We start from the raw sequence: 15432 nt of genomic DNA, 5'->3' as shown, positions 1-15432 counted from the left end.
ATCTCTGGCCAGTCCGCTATTGTGCAGACATGCTGCATAGCGTGCATGCAGTGTCCGCGAATAAACATACATTCATGTATGTTTCTAAAAGAATCAGTGTTCCGGTGCCATGAAAAAAAGAGCGCACTTCGCTTGATGGGCAAGCGCCGTGCACTCTTTTCAAGCCTGGGTAAACCCGGATCAGCAGCAGCTTTTTTACAACATGTTCTGCAAGAACGCCTGGGTGCGTCCGTGTTGCGGTGCCGCAAAAAAAGCCTCCGCGGGGCCTTGCTCGACGATCTCGCCCTTGTCCATGAAGATCACGCGGTTGGCCACCTCACGGGCGAAACCCATCTCGTGGGTGACGACCAGCATGGTCATGTGTTCCTGCGCCAGCTCGCGCATGGTGCGCAGCACCTCGCCCGTCAGCTCCGGATCCAGCGCGGACGTGGGCTCGTCGAAGAGCAGGATATCGGGCTCCATGGCCAGGGCACGCGCGATGGCCACGCGCTGCTTTTGCCCGCCCGACAGGCGGTTCGGATAGGCATCCCGCTTCTCCAGCAGGCCCACCTTGCTGAGCAGCGCCTCGGCCTTGGGCACGATCTGCTCGCGCCTGAGGCCCTTGACGATGAGGGGCGCCTCGATGATGTTCTCCAGCACCGTGAGATGGGGAAACAGGTTGAAGGACTGGAACACCATGCCCATCTTGCGGCCGATCTGGCGGATCTGCGCCTCGGGCACATAGCGGGCATGGCCATCGGCGCCCGTGTCCACCAGCACCTCGCCCTCCACGGCGACGCGCCCGCTGTCGATGGTCTCCAGATGGTTGAGGCAGCGCAGGAAGGTACTCTTGCCCGAGCCGGACGGCCCGATGATGGCCACCACTTCGCCACGCGCCAGTTCCAGCGAGACGCCGCGCAGCACCGGCACGCCGCCGAAGCCCTTGCAGATGTTCTGCGCCGAGATCATGGCCTCGGCTGCGGTGTCACGCGTCGTATTTGGCATGGCGTTTTTCGAGGTATTGGAAGATCCAGGTCAGCACCAGCGTCATGACCAGATAAAAGCCCGCGGCCACCACGAAGGGCGTGATGGTGAAGTCGCGCTGCACGATGCCCCGCGCGGCGCGTAGCAGATCATTGAGTGCCAGCACGTAGATCAGCGAGGTGTCCTTGACCAGGGTGATGGTCTCGTTGCTCACGGGCGGGATGATGCGTGCCCACATCTGCGGCAGGATGATGCGGCGCATGGTCTGGCCATAGCTCATGCCCAGCACCTTGGCGCCCTCGTACTGCCCCCGGTCCACGGACTGGATGCCGGCACGGAAGATTTCGGCGAAATAGGCCGCGTAGTTCAGCGCGAAGGCGACCACGGCGGCCGGAAAGTCGGGCAGGCGCACGCCGATCACCGGCACGAAGGGGAGCGCGAAGTAGATGAACAGCATCTGCAGCATCAGCGGCGTGCCGCGCATCAGCCAGATGTAGCCGCCGACCATTCCGCTCAGGGAGCGAAAGCGCGAGATGCGCAGCAGCGCCAGCGTCAATCCCAACGGGATGGACAGTGCCAGCGTGATGACGAACAGCTTGAGGGTGACCAGGGCGCCGGCGGTCAGCGGCCCCATGAGCGAGATTACATATTCCATCGAATGGCCTCAGTGCGGTGCGCGGCCCCGCCGGCATCGGCAGGATCCGGGCAGCCACGGGCGCGTGCGTCCCAGAACGCAAAAGACCGGCAATGCCTGCAAGGCCTTGCCGGTCGCATGGCGTGCCGGATTTACTTGATGATGTCCTTGCCGAACCACTTGGAAGCGATTTCGGCGGCCTTGCCGTCCTTCTTCATTTCGGCAAGGGCGGCTTCCAGCTTGCCCAGCAGCTCGGTGTCTTCCTTGCGCAGGCCCACGCCGTAGTCCTCGGTGCCGAAGTTGTCCTCGAGCACCGCGTACTCGCCGGACTTCTTGGCCACGTGGAAGCGCCCCACGACCTCATCGACCACGACGGCATCCAGGCGGCCGGCGGACAGGTCCATCAGCGCGGTGATGTTGTCGCCGAAGGTCTTGAGCTCCTTGAAGCTCGCTGCCACGGCCGCGTCCTTCTTGATGGCGTCCACGGCAGAGCTGCCGTCCTGCGCGCCCACGACCTTGCCTGCCAGGCCGGCCTTGTCCTTGATGTCGGAGTTGGCACGCACGATGATGATCTGGTGGTTTTCCATGTAGGGCGCGGTGAAGGCGATGTTCTTCTTGCGCTCTTCGGTGATGGTCAGGCCGTTCCACAGCGCATCGACGCGCTTGCCGACCAGCTCGGCTTCCTTGGCACTCCAGTCGATGGGCTTGAAGTCCACTTCCAGGTTCATGCGCTTGGCGGCTTCGCGGGCCATGTCGATGTCGAAGCCGACGATCTCGTTCTTCTCGTCACGAAAGCCCATGGGCGGGAAGTTGTCGTCCAGGCCGATCACCAGCTTGGTCACGGCAGCGGGCGCAGGGGCGGCGGCCGGTGCAGCGGCGGTCGATGCGGGCTCGTTCTTGCCGCAGGCTGCCAGCAGGGCAGACAGGGCCACCGTGGCCAAGAGGGTGCGTTTTTTCATGGCGTCAAAGCTTTGGAGTGGAAAAAGCGGAAGGCGGCGGTCACGGCACAGCACGCCAGGGTGCTCGATCGTTGCAATGGTCGGCCCTTTACAGGACCTTGTCTCGGTGGGTGTACCGGCGCCGAATCGTGTATTGTCGCGCAGACCGGCGCACCCCGCCAGCACGTCCGGCCAAGACCGTGCAAATCGGCGTACGGCGGGCTACTGGAGCATGAAGGTCTTGTACTCGAGCCGGTTGAGTTCGCGCGAGAGCAGGTACAGCCCCGTGCACAGCGTCACCAGCATCGCCAGGCAAAAACCATAGCCGTAGAACGCGGCGCCCAGGGCCAGCGAGATGCCCGTGAAGGCGATGTTCAGCACCACCAGCAACAGGCACAGCAGGAACACGATGCGCCGCTCGTCCAGGTAGAAGAACACGTTGAGCACGGCCATCACCCCCACCTGCAGTCCCGCGCCAACCACCTGCACATGCAGCAGCGGCAGGTACAGCTGGGAGATGCCCAGCAGTTGCAGGATGGCCGGTCCCGCCACCAGGGTCACCAGCACGGCCAGTGTCTGCACCTTGGCGATCTCGCCCAGGCCGGCCTGTATGGCATAGACCATTTCATTGCGCATGGACTCGATGTATTCGAGCGAGCCTCCACCGCGCACGGCATCGAAGAACTTGTCGTAGTACTCGACGAAGTCCGTCTCGATGCGCACCAGGAACACGGCCATGCCCGGAATGATGGACAGGTACGACAGGAACACGGGCAGGTCGTAGATCAGGGAAGCCCGCAACCCGCCGATGATCTGCTGCGAGGTTGGCGGGTAGTACCAGAACATGAACTTGTCGATCCAGATGCCCAGGTTGTAGAGCACGCCGATGGCGATCAGCGCCGGAAAGATCAGCGAGCGCTGCGTGAAGTCGAAGGCGATCCAGCGCTTTTGCAGCGGAAAGCTGCGCAGCACGATCATCCACATGCCGGCCAGCAGCAGCACATGGCCGATGACGAAGCTGGCCAGCAGCCCTTCCAGCCCCCAGTAGCGCAGCGGCAGGGCCAGCAGCACGATCAGCAGATAGGTGGCGCCGAACAGTCCCGCGATGGCCCGGTAATGCTTGAGTCCCGACAGCAGCACGGTCATGACCCAGACCACGCACATCAGCGTGAAGCCGGCCAGCATCAGCACGCGATACAGCAGGCCCTGGCCTGGCAGCACGAGGAACAGCGCCAGCGTGCCCAGCGCGCTGGCGCAGGCCACCACCACCAGCAACAGGCCATGCAGGTTGGGCAGGATGCTTTCGTCCTGCTCGAGGAACAGGCGGTCGGAGACGAAGCGCGTGAAGGCCAGCTGTGCCGCCCCGGTCAGGATCAGGCTGCTGGCCACCAGATAGGTCACCGAGGTCTGGAACTGCGTGACCAGCAGCGGCGGCGCCACCACGCTGACGCTGAACACGCCCACCAGCAGGATGCCGATGATGGAGAACACCCAGGGCCCCGAGCCGATCACGCCCGCATAGGCATAGGCCTGCAGCACGCTGGTCAGCGTGTTCTTGCGCAGCAGGTGGCGCAGTTCGAATCCGATGCCGGCCATCAGCGTGTTTCCCCGGACGGTTGCAGCGCCCTGTCATAGACCTGCTTGTAGCGCGCGAACAGCAGCCGGTCCGAGTAATAGCGTTCCACGCGTGCAATGCCGGCGGCGCTGGCGGCCTGCCATTGCGCGGGCGAGGCCAGCAGTTCCAGGCAGGCATCGGCCAGCGCCTCGGGATTGGCGATGCCGACCACGCGCCCGCACGAGCCCAGGGCCTGGTCCTCGGGGCCCAGGCCGTCGATGAGCTGGCGGCATGAACCCACGTCGGTGCTGACCACGGGAACGCCGGCCGCCTGGGCTTCGAGAATCACCAGCGGCAGCGCCTCGCTGATGGAGGACAGCACGACCAGTCCCACGCGCGGCAGCAGCTCCTCCACCTTCTGCATGCCCAGGAAGCGCACATGCGACTGCAGTCCCAGGCTTTCCGCGAGATTGCGGCATTCCTCGGCATAGGCGGGGTCCTCGGCCGTGGGACCGGCGACCCAGGCCTGCGCCTCGGGCAGGCGGTTGACCACGCGGCGCATGGCGCGGATGAAGGTCTTGATGTCCTTGATGGGCACCACACGCCCGATCAGGCACAGCACGGGCGGCGCCTCGACGGGCCGCTGGGCGCGCAGCGGCGCGAAGCGCTCGATGCGTATACCGTTGGGAATGCTGACCGTACGCTGCGCGGGAGCGCCATCGGCCACCTGCCGCAGGCGGTTGTTTTCGTACAGCGCGATGATGGGATCGGCCGCCGCATAGCAAAAGCGCCCCATCCAGTCGAAGAAGCGTATCCACATCTGGCGCAGGAAGGAGACCTCCATGGGGTCGCGCTGGAAGATGTTGCGGTTGTCCCGGATCCAGGTGCTTTGCAGCAGGTCGATCTGGCGCTCCTTGGTGTAGATACCGTGCTCGGACAGCACCAGGGGCAGGCCGCGCGCATGGTGCAGCAGAGCCCCCAGAAAGCCGGCATAGCCGGTCGATACGGTGTGCAGCACACGCACGGGAATCAGGCCATGGGCGATGCGCGCCATCAGCCACAGCGGCTGCAGCATGATGCGCACGGTCCAGAAGAAGTCCACGAAGGAGGGGTCGGTGCAGTGGCTCCGGTAGCTGTCGCGGATCAGGTCCCAGGCGTATTCGCTGTGCAGGAAATCCTCCAGCGGCAGGCTGCGACCGGGCTGCAGCTCCAGCGCGATGCAGCGCATGGCATCGAGCACCTGTGCGCGGCTGCCGGGGCTGCCGTCATGCGCCTCCAGCGCGCGCAGGAACTCCTGCGCCTTGGCCAGCGCCTCGGGGTGGCCCCGGGTGGGCGCGGGCTGCATGCTGGAATGCAGCGCATCGAAGAGGAAGTGTTGCTCGAAGTGCACCACATTGGGCGGCAGCGGATAGCGGAAATCGCCATAGTCCTCGCGCCGGCTTCCCAGGAAAACGATGGCGAAGCGGTGCTCGGGATAGGCCTGCAGGATCTGGTTGACCCAGCTGGACACGCCACCGCTGACATAGGGGAAGGTACCTTCGAGCAGCAATGCGATGTCCGCCTGCGCCGCCGTGGGGAACTGGCTCATGGAACGCTCCAGTAGCTGATGCAGGGCCGCAGCCGCGGCAGGGCATGCTGCACGTCCAGCGAACGCATCAGCGCCTGCACACGCGCGAATTCGCGCCGCTCGAACAGCAGCTCGGCCTGGTAGGGAATGACCCGCGCGGGCTCCATCCCCAGCGCCAGGGAGCGCTCATAGCAGGCCAGCGCCTCGCCCTCCCTGGCCAGCAGGTGCATCAGCCGGCCCCGGCGCAGCATCAGCTGGGCGTTGTCGGGACGCTGCGCCAGCACCAGGTCGCAGTAGTGCAGGGAGCGGCCGATCGCGTGGTCGCGCACATCGCCTTGCGCCACACCCTGGTAGACCAGCTCCGCATACAGGTCGGACAGGGCGCGCGCGGCCTGCAGCCCGCGCGCATCCAGCGCGCCGTCGCCCTGCGCCTGCCGCGCCTGCTCGAAGCTGTGCAGTTCCAGGTGGATGGTCTTGCTGATCTCCCGCTCCTTGGCGTCGAGCATGCTGTAGGCCAGCAGGCGCAGGTCCTCGCTGGAATCGCCCAGCGCCGTGCGCAGCATGGGCGAGGCGATGCGCCCCGGCACGCTGCCCAGCGCCACCATGGCCCGCATGCGCGATGCCACGGGAACGTTGGGATTGGCCAGAAAGGACTGCAGGCCGGCCTGGCGCCGGCCCGTGCCGGCCTGCTGGTGGGGATCGAAGTCGGGCAGCGGCATCGCGGGAAAGCGCGGGTCGCCGCGCGGGCCGCGCTGGGCATGCAGCGCGATGGTCGCGATGACGGCCCCGACGATGCCCGCCACCGGAACGGCATAGGCGAACAGGCCCATCAAGGCCACCAGGGCCAGGCGCTGGCGCATCGACCTGGCCGACGTGGCCAGGAAGGGGGCCAGGCACAGCGCCAGCAGGGCGCTGGCCAGCCCATGGGCCACCAGATACCCCAGCAGTGCGGCATCCGACTGGCTGCGCAGCAGCCACAGGCTGCTCCAGGAGGCGATTTCAGCCGCCAGCGCGCCCAGGGCGAACTTGATGTTAAGCATGCCCCTGCCCCATCTGGTGCAAGCGTTCGAGCACGCTCATGGCCGAGCATCGGTCCAGCAGGATGGTGTGCGGGAAGATGCCGGCATCGGCCAGCGAGGCCACGCCGCGCTGGGCCAGCCAGCCCTCGATGCGGTTCAGATAGCCTTCGGCCGTGGCGTTCGTGCCCAGCGGCATGAAGATGGCCAGAAGCTGCCGGCCCTCGTGCTCCTGGAGCCAGGAGCGGTCCAGCATCCGCTCCAGCCGCATGATCTGCTGGGCCATCTGCGCCTGGACCGCGGCGGGCGACAGCTCCAGGGCCACGACCACGCTGCTCAGGCGCGCACTGCGGTTGACATGCTCCATGCGCTGCAACTCGAAGGCAAAGGGCGCCGGACATGCGGGATAGGCCTGCAGCAACGGCGCGGCCAGGCTGTTGGCGGCCACGCTGTCCGTGTAGTAGCCCAGCAGCAGGTTGATGGTCTGCAGCGCTTCTTCCTGCAGGGCGAAGAACGGCATCTCCTCGACCAGCAACAGGCCGTAGATCTCGCCCTCCAGATCCAGCATGGGCGCCGCCACCAGGTACTGGGTCTGCTGGCCCTGGGCCATGCTTTGCGAGACATGGCACAGCACATGGCTGTCCAGGGCCTGGCGCACCAGTGCGTCCTGGGCATGGATGGGCCTGTCGCCCCCCATCTGTGCGATGGGCGTGCGCTCCAGCACGCCATTGCGCACGGGCACGAGGCTGGCCACGCTGATCTGGCTGAAGCGCGCCAGCAGATTGAGCAGGCGCTGGGCATCGCCCTCGGCGCCACTGAGCCCGCTGAGCACATTGATGGCGTCTCGCATGGACACGGGCCGGCCTATGAGTTCCTGTTCCAGCCGGTCATGGGACAGGCGCAGCAGGTAGTGCTGGCGTATCAGTTGCTCGGTACGCTGGTCCATGTAGTTCTGCGCCGTGCGCGCCCGGCGGATGCGCGCGCGCCACAGGCTGGAGATCTCGCCCACGACCATGACCACGATCAGCCCGCCCAGGAAGTACTGCTCGGGAAACAGGGACAGGTCCCGCTGGTTGACGCCCAGCCAGCCCAGCAGCAGCACGCCAGCCGCCGACAGGCCAGCCATGGGCCCGTAGCGCAGGGCCACCACCATGGGCGCCAGCCAGGACCAGGGGAACTCCTCCCCCACCCACAGCGGATTGCCAGGGTTGACCCACCAGCCGAGCAGCAGGGCCAGCAGGGGCAGCAGCAGCGTCTCGCCCACCACCACCCAGGGTCTGGCGCTGGTCTGCACCAGCAATCCCAGGGGTGAGCCCCGGAACTCCGCGGCAATGCCGGCGCGGCGCGGCGCCTGCGGGTGCGCCGTCGCGCTGGGTGTGGCTTGGTCTGGCATGGGCAGGGATTCCCGGAGGTGCTTATCGGGCGTTGGCCAGGCCAGTGCCCAGCAGGTTGCGGATCAGCTTCTGGCCGACGGCCGACAGGGCCTCGCGGCTCCAGCCGCTTTGGCCGCCGGTGCCACTCCACACGGTGGCTCCTGTGCCCACGTCCACGATCTCCAGGGCCACGCCCACGGCGGGCTCGCCATCCACACCGACCTTGTAGCGCCACTCGTCCACCGCGCCCAGCAGCGCATAGCGCACGCCTTCACCGCGGGCCCAGGCCAGCGCATCGTCCCGGCGCCTGGTGTCGCGGCCGTCGAACAGCGTCTCCTGCAGCGCATCGCCCGAATAGCGCTTGACCGAGCCAATGCCGCGAGCGTTCAGCAGGGCGGCCGCGATGGCGGCCGCGCGATTGCCCGCCATGGGGGTTTCCGTATGGTTCTCGAAAGGCAGGACAGCCCAGCTTGCATTTGCCTCGAGCGCGGGCGCCGTGCCGCGGTCGATGGTGGAGCAGGCGGACAACAGGCCCAGCAGGGCAACGCCCGTGAGCACGCGGAGGCGGGAGGCGAAAGAGGTGCGTTGTGTCATGGGAGGACTCCTTGGAATCTTCAGTAATGGAGGCGGTAGGTGAGCAGCAGCTCGCGGGTATTGCCCACGGTATTCAGGCCCGATCTGGAAAAATTCAGGCCCAGGGCGAGGTGGTCCGCACCGAACAGGCTGGTGGCCAGGCCCATGCCCAGCTCATAGCCCGCGCCGTTGATGCTGTGGTGGGTCAGGGCCAGGCTGGCATAGGGTCGCAGCGCGCGCGTGTACTGCTGCTCGTAGCCGCTGTTGACCATCATCTGCAGGCCGGAAAAGCGGAAGCTGCGCGGCAGCAGGTAGTCGATGCCGGGATCGCTGCCGGGTGGCAGGTAGCGCAGGATGGCCGCGTCCCGGCCCTGCAAAAGCGCCGGGTCGTTGCGGCTGTAGCGGTGCCAGGACGTGAATGCGCCGAACTGCAGGCTGGGCGCCTCGCTGCGGTAGGTGTGCAGGTATTGCAGCGTGGCATGGCTGCCCGAGCCGACGCGTGCGCCGGACTGCACGCGGTAGCGCTCGGACGCCAGCTCCAGCGAGACCTGGTCCAGGCGCGACAGCTGGTAGGTGGTGCCCAGGGCCACGCGGTCCTTCATGCCGCCCATGCGCATGGCCAGCGTCTCCTGTGTGGCCAGGTGCCTGCCCAGCGAGGCCTGCAGGCTCCAGCGACTGTCCACGTTGTAGGTCTGCGAGAACTGCATGGGCGTATAGCCCTCCAGGCTTTCGCGCCGGCCGAGCAGGAACTCGCTGCTGCCCGCCGCCGTCCTGCGCGTCAGCCGCAGGCCCACGCCTTGCTCCGATGACGGGCCCTGCACCAGGCTGCCGTTGTTGACACTGCGGCGAACATCCTCGGCATCGAGATCCAGGGACCAGCGCGGATCCAGGGCCACATGCCAGCGCAGTCTCGCGACCCGCTCATCGATGCTGTCCAGGTGGCGGCTGCGCAGCTGCAGGCCACCGAAATCACTGAAGGCCAGCAACTGCTCGACCAGCGCCAGATGCAGGGGCTCGTCATCGGACTGGCCGTCCATGGTCTCGAAGGCCGCCGTCTGCGCCAGCCGCACATCGCCCACCATGGCCGCCGCATTGATGCGGTCATAGCGTGGCAGCGCCTCGTCATGGCGCTCGATCAGCCGGCCGGCTTCGGCCGTGTCCTTCTGTGCCAGCGCCACCGTGATCTCGGCCCACAATGGCGCGCTGGCGCTCTTGCTGCGACTGCGCGCGTACTGCTGCCACAGGTAGCCGCGCTCGGCCTGGTACTCGCCACGCTCCTGCAGCCAGGCCGTGGCCAGCTCCGCCGCGGCGGCGGAGTGTTCGCGGCGACCTCCTTCCAGGTCCATGCGCAGCAGTTCGCGCAGCAGGGCCAGTTCGCCATCGCCCTGGGACTGGAACAGCATCAGGCGTCCCCGCGCCTGGCGCTGGACCTCCTCCAGGCCCTCGGCGGTCAGCCACCGGCGTGCGGCTCCCGCCGCCTTGCCGTCCTGGGCACGTGCACGTGCCCTTTCGCGCTCCCACAACTGCTGCCTCAGGCTCCAGGCCAGATCGGCCTGCTGGTTCTGCTCCAGCGCATCGGCATACTGCATCATCCAGAGGAAGTCGTCCGCATGCTCCATGCGATGCGGCTTCAGGTAGCGCTCCAGCGCGATCGCCGGACGCGACAGGGTCATGTAGGCGGCTGCCAGAGCGCCGTGCATGTCCGCATCCCGGGCCCAGACGGGCTCCGCCGCCGCCAGCAGCAGCTTGAGCGCCGCCGCATTCTGCGTATCGATCAGCAGCCACAGCAGGCCCTGGCGCAGCACAGTGGAGCCGGGGTCCAGCGCCAGCCCCTTCTCGAAGGCTTCCATGGCCTTCCTTGGCTGCCCGATGCGCTGGAAGTAGGCCCCCAGGATCTGGAAGAAGGTCGGCTGCTCACGCAGGCGCCTGATCAAGGCGGGATCGGCCATGATGCGATCGACCTGGCGGCCGATCTGCGTCCAGTCCCCCTGGTCTTCCAGCAGGTAGAAGGCCTGCGTCAGGTGGCGCAGCTCATGGAACTGCTCCCAGGCATGCAGGGACATCTGCGCGGCCTCGCGCCGATCCGTGCGCTGCAGCAGGCGGATCACTTCGTCGTAGTCGCTGATGCCGGCGTGCGGCGTCTGCAGCAGGCGGCGATAGGCCTTGAGCGTCAGCGCCTCCTGGCGCTGGTCCTGGGCCAGATCGCCCAGCAGGCGCCAGTACTCGCCCTCGTCCTGCATGCCGGCAGGAATCCGCGCCTGCGCGTCCTCCAGCCAGCGCAGGCCCAAGGCCGGCTCGCCCTGCAGCAGCGCCAGCACGGCTGCGGGCATGGCATGGGCGGGGGTGCGCTGGGCGGGATCGGCCAGCACGCGCTTCCAGGCCTCCAGCGCCAGTTGCGGCCGGCCTGCGCGCTCGGCCAGCTGGGCCAGCAGGATCTGGGACTGCGGCGTGCGGCCGTGCTGCTTCAGGTAGTCGATGGCGGCGCCGGGCTCGGCCTGGCGCTCGTAGGCCTGCACCAGCGCCTGCTGGAGCGCCAGGTCCTCGGGCCGGCGGCTCAACTGGTGGCGCAGCCCCGCGATGAGGGCACGGTCATCGAACAGGCCCGGGGCCAGCCGCATCACGGTCTTCCAGGCATCCTCGCGTCCCGTGTGCTGTGCGATGGCGAGCCAGTTGTCCAGAGCGTCCTGCTGCTGCCCCATCCATTCGGACACCTGGGCCAGCCTTTCGCGCCAGCCCATGTCCTGCGGAGCCTGGCGCACTGCGGCGGCAGCCACGCGCCAGGCATCCTCCAGATTGCGGTTTTCAAGGAAGACCTCGTAACCCAGCAGATACGTCTTGTCGTCGAAAGGCAGGCCCGGCGGCGGCTTGCGGGCTGGCTCGGCGGTGCGCTGCAGCCGCCAGCCCGGCGCATTCCAGGCCACGGGCCGGAGCGCCCAGGCACCGTCATCGGTACCAGTGGACGGGCCGATCTCCACGCCCGATGCCCGGGCCAGCTGTGCCTGCCACTGCTGCAGCAGGGACAGCTGCAGCAGCCGCTTGGCGTAGTGCTGCGCCTGGGCGCGGTCGCCTGCCGCGCGCGCCAGACCGATGAGCCGGCGCAGCGTCTCGGGGTCACTGCCCAGCAATTCCTCCTGTTGCCGCGCCAGCGCCAGCGCCTCGGCCGCCCGGTTGCCCGATTGCAGCACCTGCAGTGCCTGCCACAGGTAGGCGCGCGACTGCTGGGCGTCCTGCGTCGTGGCGCTGGCCTGGCGCAGCAGCCCTGCCGACTCCTCGTACAGCGACATCCCCAGCGCCTGCCGAGCAGCCGCCTCGTAGACCTGCGCCCTGCGCCCCGCGTCTTCCTGGCGGTGCGCAATCTCCTCATAGATGCCCAGCGCCAGCGGCGTGTCCCTGAGCACCAGCGCAGACGACGCCAGATAAAGCGCCTGCTCCTGGGTCAGCCCCTGCAGCGGCACGTCCTTCAACGCCTGCATCACCTGCGGCGCCAGCGCCTCGGCCTGGCCACCCGCGCGGTGGTCCTGCTTTTGCGCCTCCAGATAGCCCTGGTAGGCGGCCTGCCAGTGGTCCCAGGCCTGGACGGCAGCGCTGGGCAGCGCCTGCTTGGCCGCCTCTTCCCGCGCCAGCTTGATGGCCTGCAGGCGCTCTTCCTTGGCCTTGAGCAGGGCGCGCAGGTTCTCGTTGCCGGGATCGCTCTTGAGCAGGTTGCTCAGGTAGTTGTAGGACAGCTCGGAGTCATCTCCGGTGACGGAGAGCCTGCGCTCCAGATCCTGCTTGGGAAACAGCATCCACAGGGCGCCACCGATCAGTACCGCCAGCAGCGCGATCAGCCAGAAGGGAACCGTGATGGGACGCTCAGAGCCCCCGGCATTGCGCTTGGAGTTCGACACTGTGTTGGGTACTTCTGAAGGAACGGAGGTTGGCGTTGGCGTTGCCGGTATCGGCACCCGCCACCGCAATGAGGGGAGTGGCGGCGTTCGAGGAGCTCAGCGAGCAGCCGGCCGGCAGGGACATGCGCAGCTCCAGCGGCACATGTCCCTGCAGGGTGAAGCGCACGCCGCCGTCGGCCTGGGGCAGCCATTGCGTGAGCCGGGCATTGGCATCCACCAGATAGGGGCGCGCCGCGTCGGTGGCCGCGTCGGCGGCAGCGCCTTTGGCGCCCTGCTGCCCCTGTTGCACCAGGTATCCGGCGCTGCCGGTCAGGTGCAGGTAGTTGCCGTCTGTTCCCTTGGCATAGCCGGCAATGCCGCTGCTGGCAGCCATCGATGGCAGGGCCATGGCGGGCGGCATGCGCAGCGTGCGCAAGTGGCCGGGCCCCCGCAGGCGCCAGCCCTGGCCGTCGCGGCCGATGGCGAATTCGTAGAAATCCTGCACCTTGCGGATGTACTCCGAACTGTAGACAGGCTGCAGCCGCTGGGCCAGCGCCCACTGATAGATCCTGTGCAGGGCCTTGATGCTGGCCTGCTTGCTGGCGGAGTAGGAGTGGTAGTAGATGTCCACGGCCTTCAGGCGCCGGGGAGCATCGGTCATCTCGAAGGTCTCGATGACACGCTCGAAGCCGTAGAACGGCCCGTGCCAGAGGTTGGTGTAGATGTTCTCGTTGGTGACGGGCGCATAGATCTGCAGGTGGCCGCCCTTGCGCAGACCCCAGCTGCGCACCTCGGTCAGCGAGGGATTGCTGCGCGTGATGGCCGTGTCGCCACCATTCATGTTGAGCAGGCCGGCGGCATCCGAGATGGCCAGGGCCTCGGCGCTGGGCGCCGTGTTGCCGGTCCACAGGAACACGTCCACCGGCTTGCCGGGCGGCGCCAAGCGCTTGCGGATGTAGTCGACCGAGCCGTTGATCTCCCGGTCCATGTCCATCTGGTAGCCGGGGATGTGGAGGTTGAGGTTCACCTCCTTGCTGTCATCCTGGTTGGGTGCCGCCGCGGGCTCCCAGAAGAAGGGGTGCGAGTAGGAATGGCTGGCGATCTCCACATGCGGCATGGCGAAGATGCGCCTGGCAATGCCTTCCAGTTGCCCGGCCCACTGCGGGTACAGGCCCTGCGGCGAGACCTCGGCCTCGATGACGGAGATGGTGTGCGGGATCCTGTAGCGCTCCAGGATCTCGCGGCGCAGCACTTCGCCAGCGAAGGGCGTACCCGGCAGCTCTGCCTTGGAGGGAAAGCCGTCCCCGTCCACATGGGCCAGCAACAGGCGACGACCATTCTCCGTCGTGACATCGGGCGCAGGGAAATCCTGCAGGCGCAGCGCCTCGCGCAGCAGCTTGAACGGATCGACCACCCAGCGCGACTGATCGGTTCCGGGCATGCCGACCAGCACATAGGGCATCAGGGCAAAGCCGCCCCAGGGCGTGATCGCGGCGGAAACGAAACGGCGCCCCTGCCTGTCATCGAAGGACAGCAGCTCGCGGCTGCCCTGGGCGGCCTGCGGCGTGAGCTCCCAGCCTTCATAGTCATGCGCCGGCTCGCCGGGCTGTATCTCGAAACCCATGAGGGCGCCCTGCCCGGCCCGCCGCAACGGGAAAGCGGGCGCCGCCTGCACGCTGCGCATGCCCAGGGCAGCGGCAAGGCCCCTGTCCTGCGACAGCCCCAGGGTGTTGAGCACCAGCAGCGGCATGCCCTGCCGCACCTGGGCCTCCAGCCATTGGCGCAGGCCCCTGGCGCGCATCTCCGGCACCGCTCCCCCGAACCAGCTCACCACGCCGGCGTAGCGGTCACGCACCACCCCTTCAGGCAACGGCTCGCGTACGTCGGCGTAGTCGGCGATGTAGCCCATGTAGTTGAGCGGCATCTCCAGGAAGCGGTGGGCTGCCGCGCTATTGATGGACGGGTAGTCGGCACCGTTGTAAAGAATCAACACCCTGCGCGCCACGGCCTCCACCTGGCCTATGCCCAGGGTCTGCAGCCCTGCGTCCGAGACCCATGGAATGAGGCCCTGCTGCGCAATGCGCTGCGCCGTCTCGCGCGTGGCATCGCGGTCATGCGGCGCCACATAGTCGATGGACAGCACCGGCAGGCCATCGCGCTCGCGGATGGTCTTGAGCTGCCCCAGCAGCCAGTCGCGGTCCTTGTCGGGCACATTCACATAGCGCTTGAGGCCGGCATCCCATCCCCGGTACAGCGACTCCGCCGCCACCATCTGCACCTTGTCGCGCACGCGCGGCACGATCTCGAAGCCACGGTTCAGAATGATGCGTATGCCGGGAAATCGCTGGTGAAGGGTCTCGATGACACGCACCAGACCGTCCTGCTGGGCCTGCTCGTCGAATTTCGCGGCAAGCCGGTAGGAGTCGAGCGTATCCAGGAAAAATCCCCGATAGCCCTTGCTCCACAACGGACCGATCACCTCGTCGGCGAAGAAGGCAGGCCACTGGGCGGGGGTCTGGTCCAGCACGACGGACTGCCAGGCACCGTTGCGTGCCATCTTCCAGGCCTCGGGGATCTTGCCGAAGTAGGCGCGCCCGGGCAGCACCTCCGCCACCGACGCATAGGCGTACAGCTCGCTGCCCGGGGCCTGCCTGCGCAGTTGCACGGGGTCGTAGCCGTGGCCGGGCTCCACGACGGCGATGTCGTACAGGCTCAGTTCACTGAGCGATGCCTTGTTCCCGTAGTAGACGGCGACCGCCGGTTCCGCGGCCTGGACAGTCCAGCCGCACAGCAGCCCCCAGCAGAACAGGCAGCTTCGCAGGAAAGCGTTCACGGCCTTCTCCTCGGGGTGTGGTGACACCCAGTCATTTAATAGTTTTTATGCATCAATTGCTGAAACAATTTGATGAAAGCTATCGTCAGTGTGACGAAATGCGGGCCGAGCATA

General features: G+C 67.1%; 10 protein-coding genes. All 10 read right to left on the bottom strand.

Annotation, left to right across the window (positions count from 1 at the left end; translation table 11 throughout):
• Positions 1-195: 195 nt before the first annotated feature.
• Entirely contained in the window at positions 196-984 is a 789-nt protein-coding gene (locus L1Z78_RS05490) for an amino acid ABC transporter ATP-binding protein (RefSeq protein ID WP_275444420.1), read from the bottom strand.
• Positions 965-1618 carry an amino acid ABC transporter permease gene (locus L1Z78_RS05485; protein ID WP_234640546.1) on the bottom strand — a complete coding sequence of 218 codons (654 nt, stop codon included), beginning with the start codon at positions 1616-1618 and terminating at the stop codon, positions 965-967. The genes L1Z78_RS05490 and L1Z78_RS05485 overlap by 20 nt, the downstream gene beginning before the upstream one ends.
• A 131-nt stretch (positions 1619-1749) precedes the next feature.
• Positions 1750-2556 (bottom strand): amino acid ABC transporter substrate-binding protein, encoded by an 807-nt coding sequence (locus tag L1Z78_RS05480; protein WP_234640545.1) that lies wholly within the window; start codon positions 2554-2556, stop codon positions 1750-1752.
• Between the two features lie 201 nt (positions 2557-2757).
• Positions 2758-4131 (bottom strand): exopolysaccharide Pel transporter PelG, encoded by a 1374-nt coding sequence (gene pelG, locus L1Z78_RS05475; protein WP_234640544.1) that lies wholly within the window; start codon positions 4129-4131, stop codon positions 2758-2760.
• Positions 4131-5678 (bottom strand): GT4 family glycosyltransferase PelF, encoded by a 1548-nt coding sequence (pelF, locus tag L1Z78_RS05470; protein WP_234640543.1) that lies wholly within the window; start codon positions 5676-5678, stop codon positions 4131-4133. Before pelF ends, pelG begins: the two co-directional genes overlap by 1 nt.
• A complete protein-coding gene (locus tag L1Z78_RS05465; protein ID WP_234640542.1) occupies positions 5675-6697 on the bottom strand; it encodes a hypothetical protein in 1023 nt (340 codons plus the stop codon). The genes pelF and L1Z78_RS05465 overlap by 4 nt, the downstream gene beginning before the upstream one ends.
• Positions 6690-8066, bottom strand: coding sequence for a PelD GGDEF domain-containing protein (locus L1Z78_RS05460; protein WP_234640541.1), 1377 nt, complete (start codon positions 8064-8066; stop codon positions 6690-6692). Before L1Z78_RS05460 ends, L1Z78_RS05465 begins: the two co-directional genes overlap by 8 nt.
• 22 nt (positions 8067-8088) lie before the next feature.
• Positions 8089-8640, bottom strand: coding sequence for a penicillin-binding protein activator LpoB (locus tag L1Z78_RS05455; RefSeq protein ID WP_234640540.1), 552 nt, complete (start codon positions 8638-8640; stop codon positions 8089-8091).
• 20 nt (positions 8641-8660) lie between these two features.
• A complete protein-coding gene (locus tag L1Z78_RS05450; RefSeq protein WP_234640539.1) occupies positions 8661-12506 on the bottom strand; it encodes a tetratricopeptide repeat protein in 3846 nt (1281 codons plus the stop codon).
• Entirely contained in the window at positions 12472-15318 is a 2847-nt protein-coding gene (locus L1Z78_RS05445; protein ID WP_234640538.1) for a bifunctional glycoside hydrolase 114/ polysaccharide deacetylase family protein, read from the bottom strand. The genes L1Z78_RS05450 and L1Z78_RS05445 overlap by 35 nt, the downstream gene beginning before the upstream one ends.
• Between the last annotated feature and the right edge of the window lie 114 nt (positions 15319-15432).

Origin of the sequence: Delftia tsuruhatensis (genome assembly GCF_903815225.1) — a bacterium.
Taxonomy (GTDB): domain Bacteria; phylum Pseudomonadota; class Gammaproteobacteria; order Burkholderiales; family Burkholderiaceae_C; genus Comamonas; species Comamonas tsuruhatensis_A.
Note: the sequence above shows the minus strand (reverse complement) of the source record. Positions and strands in the feature narration are given on the sequence as shown.